We start from the raw sequence: 5156 nt of genomic DNA on the forward strand, positions 1-5156 counted from the left end.
CGATTAGAGCAATGGTACTTCAAAAATGGTTTTTCTGTCGTAAATGGTCAAATCATAAAGGTCTTATCGTGAACGCACCTAACAACTCAATAAACTCACTCACTCCGTTCGCTGGGACGCATACAAGCGGGGCGGCTTCGCCATTATGCCCCACGTGCCTACGCCCGTTATTGGAAAGTTAGCTGCCAAAATGTGAATCAAGCTTATCTAGAAGTTCCAAACCTTTGTTTTTGTCTCCAGTAGCAGCAATCGCCTTAAATCTTACCTCAGTATCAAATTCAGCTATCGCTTGCGTAGACAATTCTTCTATCAATTTGTTTAAGCTCAGCTTTTTATGCGCTGCCAAAGCCTTCAATCGATTATGCTTATCGTCTGGTAAACGTACAGTTAAAGTGGACATATTAAACTCCTCTCAAATAATCTTCAGGCGCTAATACTTTCAAACCATCAATTTGTAATTCCGCATTTTTCAGGTCTTTTAGGTTATTCGTAATAATGCTCTCGGCATTTCCTGCCACTGCAAGCTCTATAAGAAAGTTATCGCCTTCATCTTTTAAATTTGGCCGCCACAAACAATGTATCTGAACCCATTCGCAAACACTAAAAAATGCTGCTAGCAACTCGCTCACTTCGTCCTCGGTAAGCGGGCACAATTCTTTAATTTTGTCTCGCTTGCTTACTGCTTCGTACTCCAAGAATAAGGTCGTGCTAATCAGCGGCTTTAGTTCCCCCAACAAGCATTGCCTTATCACTTCTCGGGCTGGCCCTGTTTTGCCAATCAGGGCGCTAATAAGTACACTGGTGTCAATAACTACTTTATTCATAGATTATATGCTAGCGTATATGCTATCACTTTTCAGTTTGACAATAGCAGCTAACAACCCAATCAACACACTCACTGCGTTCGCTGGGACGCATACACGCGGGGCGGCTTCGCCATTATGCCCCACATGTCTGCGCCCCTTATTTTAAAGTTAGCTATATGTTCAAGTATATTTTATCAATTTTGATTCTTGGAGTTTCATTCATGGCGTGGTCAGACGAAACATGGTCTGTTGGTGAAGCCACAATTCAAGGAAAACCTGTCGTTTATAAGTTCATGAATGATTTTCCAGATGGCAGCACTCGTTCAAAAATGGAGTGGTTGACTGTAGTTTCATGGACATATGATAGCTCAACTAATAATGGGATGCCGCCAAAACATGTGAATGAACTCATGATCAAACTTGAAGATGGCCTTGAAACAATCAGAGGCCGAGAAGAGCTTTATTTCAACGTATACTCAGCGACAGGAAATGACCTTTAAGAGTTTGTGTTTTATATCGCTGATAGGGAAGTATTCATAAAGCATTTTAATGAAGTCTTATCTGGTCACGATGCTTATCCTATTGACATTAATTTCTATAGAGATAAAGAGTGGAGTAACCTTAAAAAACTTCAGACTGAATTCGGCATATAGCTAACAAACACTGAAACAAGGACGCAAAGCAGCAAGCTTGCGCTCCTTCGTTGCTATCTTTAGCCTGTTAAGTTGAGCAATTTGTACTTAAGGAAACAGGAATCTTTTATTCGTTTGTTCAGAAAATAGATTGCTTAGCCCGACAGCCGAAGAAGTATTCTCTGAATATGAAGGTGTTAAAGCTATAAGCTGCGGCACTAACTTAGATGCAGAAACACCACTATCAGGCGAACTTATTGAGTGGGCTGTTAGGTGCTAAAAGGGAAAATTATGAAATCATGGAATGAATTACCTAATTCACAACGGGTAGTTTTCGGCATCGCAATGGTTGTTGCAGCCGCATTTTTGCCATAGATAGCCTTCTTAGTTCAACTAGGTGGTATGGAAGTCGCATTTGCTCTCGTTTTTGCTAGCCTAGCTCCCCTCCTTTCTTGGTTTTCGACTAAATACCAAGCAATTAAAGAGTGTTTAAAAACCTCAGTAGTAGCTTTTAGGCATAGTGCATCTGCTAAACCTTCCGTTTTCTTCGTACAAGCTTCTTTTTGTGTAGCCGCACTTCTATTTACAAGTTCGGGCTTATTGACTTTTTACTTTTTTATGCCAAGTATGCTGCTAAATGGGGTCTTGGCGTGAGCGCACCTAACACCCCAATAAACGCACTAACTTCGTTCGCTGAGACGCATATATGCGGGGTGGCCTCGCCATTATTCCCCACGTGTCTTCAGCCGTTATTGAAATGGTAGCTGCCAGAAGGTAAGCATGGACAAAACAACAAAAACGGTAGTAATTTTCCTGCTTATTATCGGAAGTCTTTCATTGATTTCGAATTCGGTATGGAAGCCTTTCATAAAGAAAGAATCGTTGAAAATAAGTGACGCTCAATTACAAAATGTTGTGAATGAGATCAATGAAATGGTACCAATATTTCTAGACGATATAACTCAGTTAAATAGTGTCCAGCTTGAAGGGAGAACAATTGTTTACGAGTATATTCTTGACCACGATGAATCCCAGGATATCTTAACTTTTGGACAGCTTGAAGATATGCAGTTAAATGAATACTGCAATTCAAATGAAAATAGTTATTTTTCGAAAGTGGGTGTTGCAGTGACTTCAAACTACCTAGCCCATAACGGGGAAAAGTTACATAGTTTTACTATGCGACCATCTGATTGCGTTGGCAGCTAACAAACAACTGTTGGTGTTCACTTGCATTCGCAGGGACGCACAATGGCTGGGCGTCTTCGTCTATTTGGTCATGTTTTTGTACTCCTTAGCGTAATCTTGAAGTTATCAGCTAAGTGAAACACATTTTTACAAAGTTATTCAGAACAACTGTAAAACTGCACTATATTAAATAGGCGAACTTTTACTAGGGAAAGGTTATGAAGAACCACTATCGTGTTTTATTTATTCTTACATTTTTGATTGCTGCCATTGTCACATTTAGTCTTGGCATGATAAATGGAACATTTGGATTAATTTTATTGGCTTTCGTTTTTGAAGGTTTATTTTGGTATAACTCTTATAAAGCTGAATCAGAAAACAAAAAAGCGACCTATAAAAAGGCGTAAACTGTCAACTCACAAAATTTACTTCGAATAATACTTGCGAACGACGTAGGCCTAAACCTTTTATCACTCAAGGGTCTGTGTGCCTACTACCAACCGCATTAACACTCGTTGAGTTCAGTACGGTAGCTGTATGCCCTGAGTGAAACCAGAAAGAGATTGATGCTTGGTACATAACCAAGAATTAAAGTCGTTCCCTTTAGTTGTTGGAGCGCAAACACGCTGAGCGGCTATACTACTATGCCGTTTCATCACTTCCCGTTAGCTATTTTAATGAGCATGCTATTTTCATTCACTATTTTTCTACTCTATTTATCTCCAATTGTTTTTGTCTTTCTGTACGCTAAATACGAATATCGGCATTCATTGGCGGACAGTTTTAAAAGGTGGAGAAGTTCCAAAATAATAGGCACTGTATTCTTCGCTGTGTTGACGTTTTTCATAGCTACCACTGAAGGCACAAGTTGGAGATTATCAACTTATTGGTACTTGCTATGGGAACCGGGTTTAAGTATTAGCCTTGTCGTATTCTCCAAACCTGCCAGTGAAATTATAGAGGGCTTTTCTTCATTAGATTATTTCGGCGAGGGCTTTGGGCATATTTTAGGGTGGTTCGGTCTTTTAACCGTATCATGTGTACTTGGGTTTGAAGTTTTAAGGCATAGTTAATGATCGCATCAACTCGCCCGTAAAATCGTTGGACTACACCCCGTACTTCGCTCGACATCAGGTCCAACTATTTGTTTATTCTTTGATATTTACCACGCTGCTATTTATCTTTATGCTTTTAATACTAAATCAAGAGGGACCTCAACGAACAGCACGGCTACACGCTAGGTGGTTTCTCTATCATCGCCAGCCTGTTTACGCCCTACATAAGGAAATTAGGAACATGAAGGAAGTCACTCTTATGAGAAAAATGATAATACTGTTCTCACTTGCAATTATGCTGGCAACAATTGGGACGTCAGGGTTCGGGTTAAATTGGTTCCAAATTTATATTGCTGCACCACTGTTGCTGTCTATTTTATTGGTTCTAGTTAAGACCAAAAATTCAAAACTTAATCTAATCGTGTCATCTGCTGGTTTATTCTCGGGCATTCTAGCTTTAGTGCCTTATTACTCATCCTATACATATACGGGCAGTGATGGACAGTCCGCCCTTATTTATGCTGTTATGCCATTTTATCAACTCGCATTTATGCTTGTAGTGGCGGCAATCACTTGGCATATCACAGGCCAAAAATGAGTGCGAACATTGAAAGTGCCCTCGCCAAACCTCTACCACATGGGATGCTTCACTTCGGTTCTTATATTAACCATTTATTATCGCCCAATAGTAAGAGGCGAACTGCGCTGTTTAACAATAAGGATGTTTTTTATGAAGACACTCGTTTTTATCTTTTGTTTGATTGCCCATACCGCGGGCGCTCAAACTCTTTTTTCAAGCGAACATGACACCCCCGCCGGCAAAGCAGAATTAAATTCATTTTTAGTGCTCTGTGATGATGATTGTTACTTCACTATGTTCTTACAAGTCCAAAGACTAGATTTTGAATCGTCAAGTGAATCAGGGGCTATGTATCGGGTTTGGAACGAGAATAGAGACCGATATATTCTCTTTGGTATTGACGCAAACAAGGACAAAAAAGAAGCTCAGATTGCTATCGTATCTTCAAAGGATGGTGAAAAACACATTCTAGGAGAATCTGAACTGGGGGCATTCGAGGGGTTTAGGTTTGAATGGAAAGGCTTATCCTACGAGTTAAAAAACCTAAGAAGTGTTCCCTATGAAAACTATTCAAAAATAGAAGACAGTGGTTTGGGATTTAAAGGAGAATTGGACTTTGAACCTCATTCAATCGAATATCTATTTTTAGGAACAAAGGTTACCCAGTTTGTTGATGCAACCTCGCAAAATATTAATCCTGAATGGAAAAATATTGGCAGTGGCAGCGAACAAGTAGACTAACGCAATTACTTAGTTAGCTGGAACACGAAGACTCGGGGTGCTAACCTTATCTGAATTAGTCTCGACTTAATCTGACACTTCTTCTTGAAAAGATGAGAGTTACCCGTTTTGATAAAGGTGTCGAATCTTTAATCAAAACAAAATAGGTAACTCT

6 protein-coding genes and 1 pseudogene are annotated in these 5156 nt (G+C 39.8%); 5 read left to right on the plus strand and 2 right to left on the minus strand.

Annotated features, from left to right (window positions below; genetic code table 11):
- Positions 1-178: 178 nt before the first annotated feature.
- Together F0261_RS19530 and F0261_RS19535 are read right to left on the minus strand one after the other, a co-directional pair.
- Positions 179-400, minus strand: a complete 222-nt coding sequence (locus F0261_RS19530; RefSeq protein WP_013785563.1) for a toxin-antitoxin system HicB family antitoxin — start codon at positions 398-400, stop codon at positions 179-181.
- A 1-nt stretch (position 401) separates the two neighbouring features.
- Complete coding sequence (locus F0261_RS19535) at positions 402-824, minus strand: putative toxin-antitoxin system toxin component, PIN family (protein ID WP_171338716.1); 423 nt, start codon at positions 822-824, stop codon at positions 402-404.
- A 203-nt stretch (positions 825-1027) separates the two neighbouring features.
- Between F0261_RS19535 and F0261_RS20040 the strand changes: the two are divergent.
- The 5 genes and pseudogenes from F0261_RS20040 to F0261_RS19560 all read left to right on the plus strand — a co-directional run bounded on the left by F0261_RS20040 (position 1028) and on the right by F0261_RS19560 (position 5002).
- Positions 1028-1459, plus strand: a pseudogene (locus tag F0261_RS20040) (DUF695 domain-containing protein).
- A 759-nt stretch (positions 1460-2218) separates the two neighbouring features.
- A complete protein-coding gene (locus tag F0261_RS19545; protein ID WP_014979452.1) occupies positions 2219-2647 on the plus strand; it encodes a hypothetical protein in 429 nt (142 codons plus the stop codon).
- Positions 2648-2844: 197 nt separating this feature from the next.
- The gene (locus tag F0261_RS19550; protein WP_014979453.1) at positions 2845-3033 is read left to right on the plus strand and encodes a hypothetical protein; all 189 of its coding nucleotides are present in this window, start codon (positions 2845-2847) and stop codon (positions 3031-3033) included.
- An 889-nt stretch (positions 3034-3922) separates the two neighbouring features.
- Complete coding sequence (locus tag F0261_RS19555) at positions 3923-4279, plus strand: hypothetical protein (protein WP_080752417.1); 357 nt, start codon at positions 3923-3925, stop codon at positions 4277-4279.
- A 132-nt stretch (positions 4280-4411) separates the two neighbouring features.
- Positions 4412-5002: a hypothetical protein gene (locus F0261_RS19560; protein ID WP_171338717.1), complete on the plus strand. Its 591-nt coding sequence runs from the start codon at positions 4412-4414 to the stop codon at positions 5000-5002.
- The last annotated feature ends 154 nt before the right edge of the window (positions 5003-5156 follow it).

It is taken from the genome of Alteromonas sp. 07-89-2 (genome assembly GCF_013113925.1).
In the GTDB taxonomy this organism is placed as follows: Bacteria; Pseudomonadota; Gammaproteobacteria; order Enterobacterales; family Alteromonadaceae; genus Alteromonas; species Alteromonas macleodii.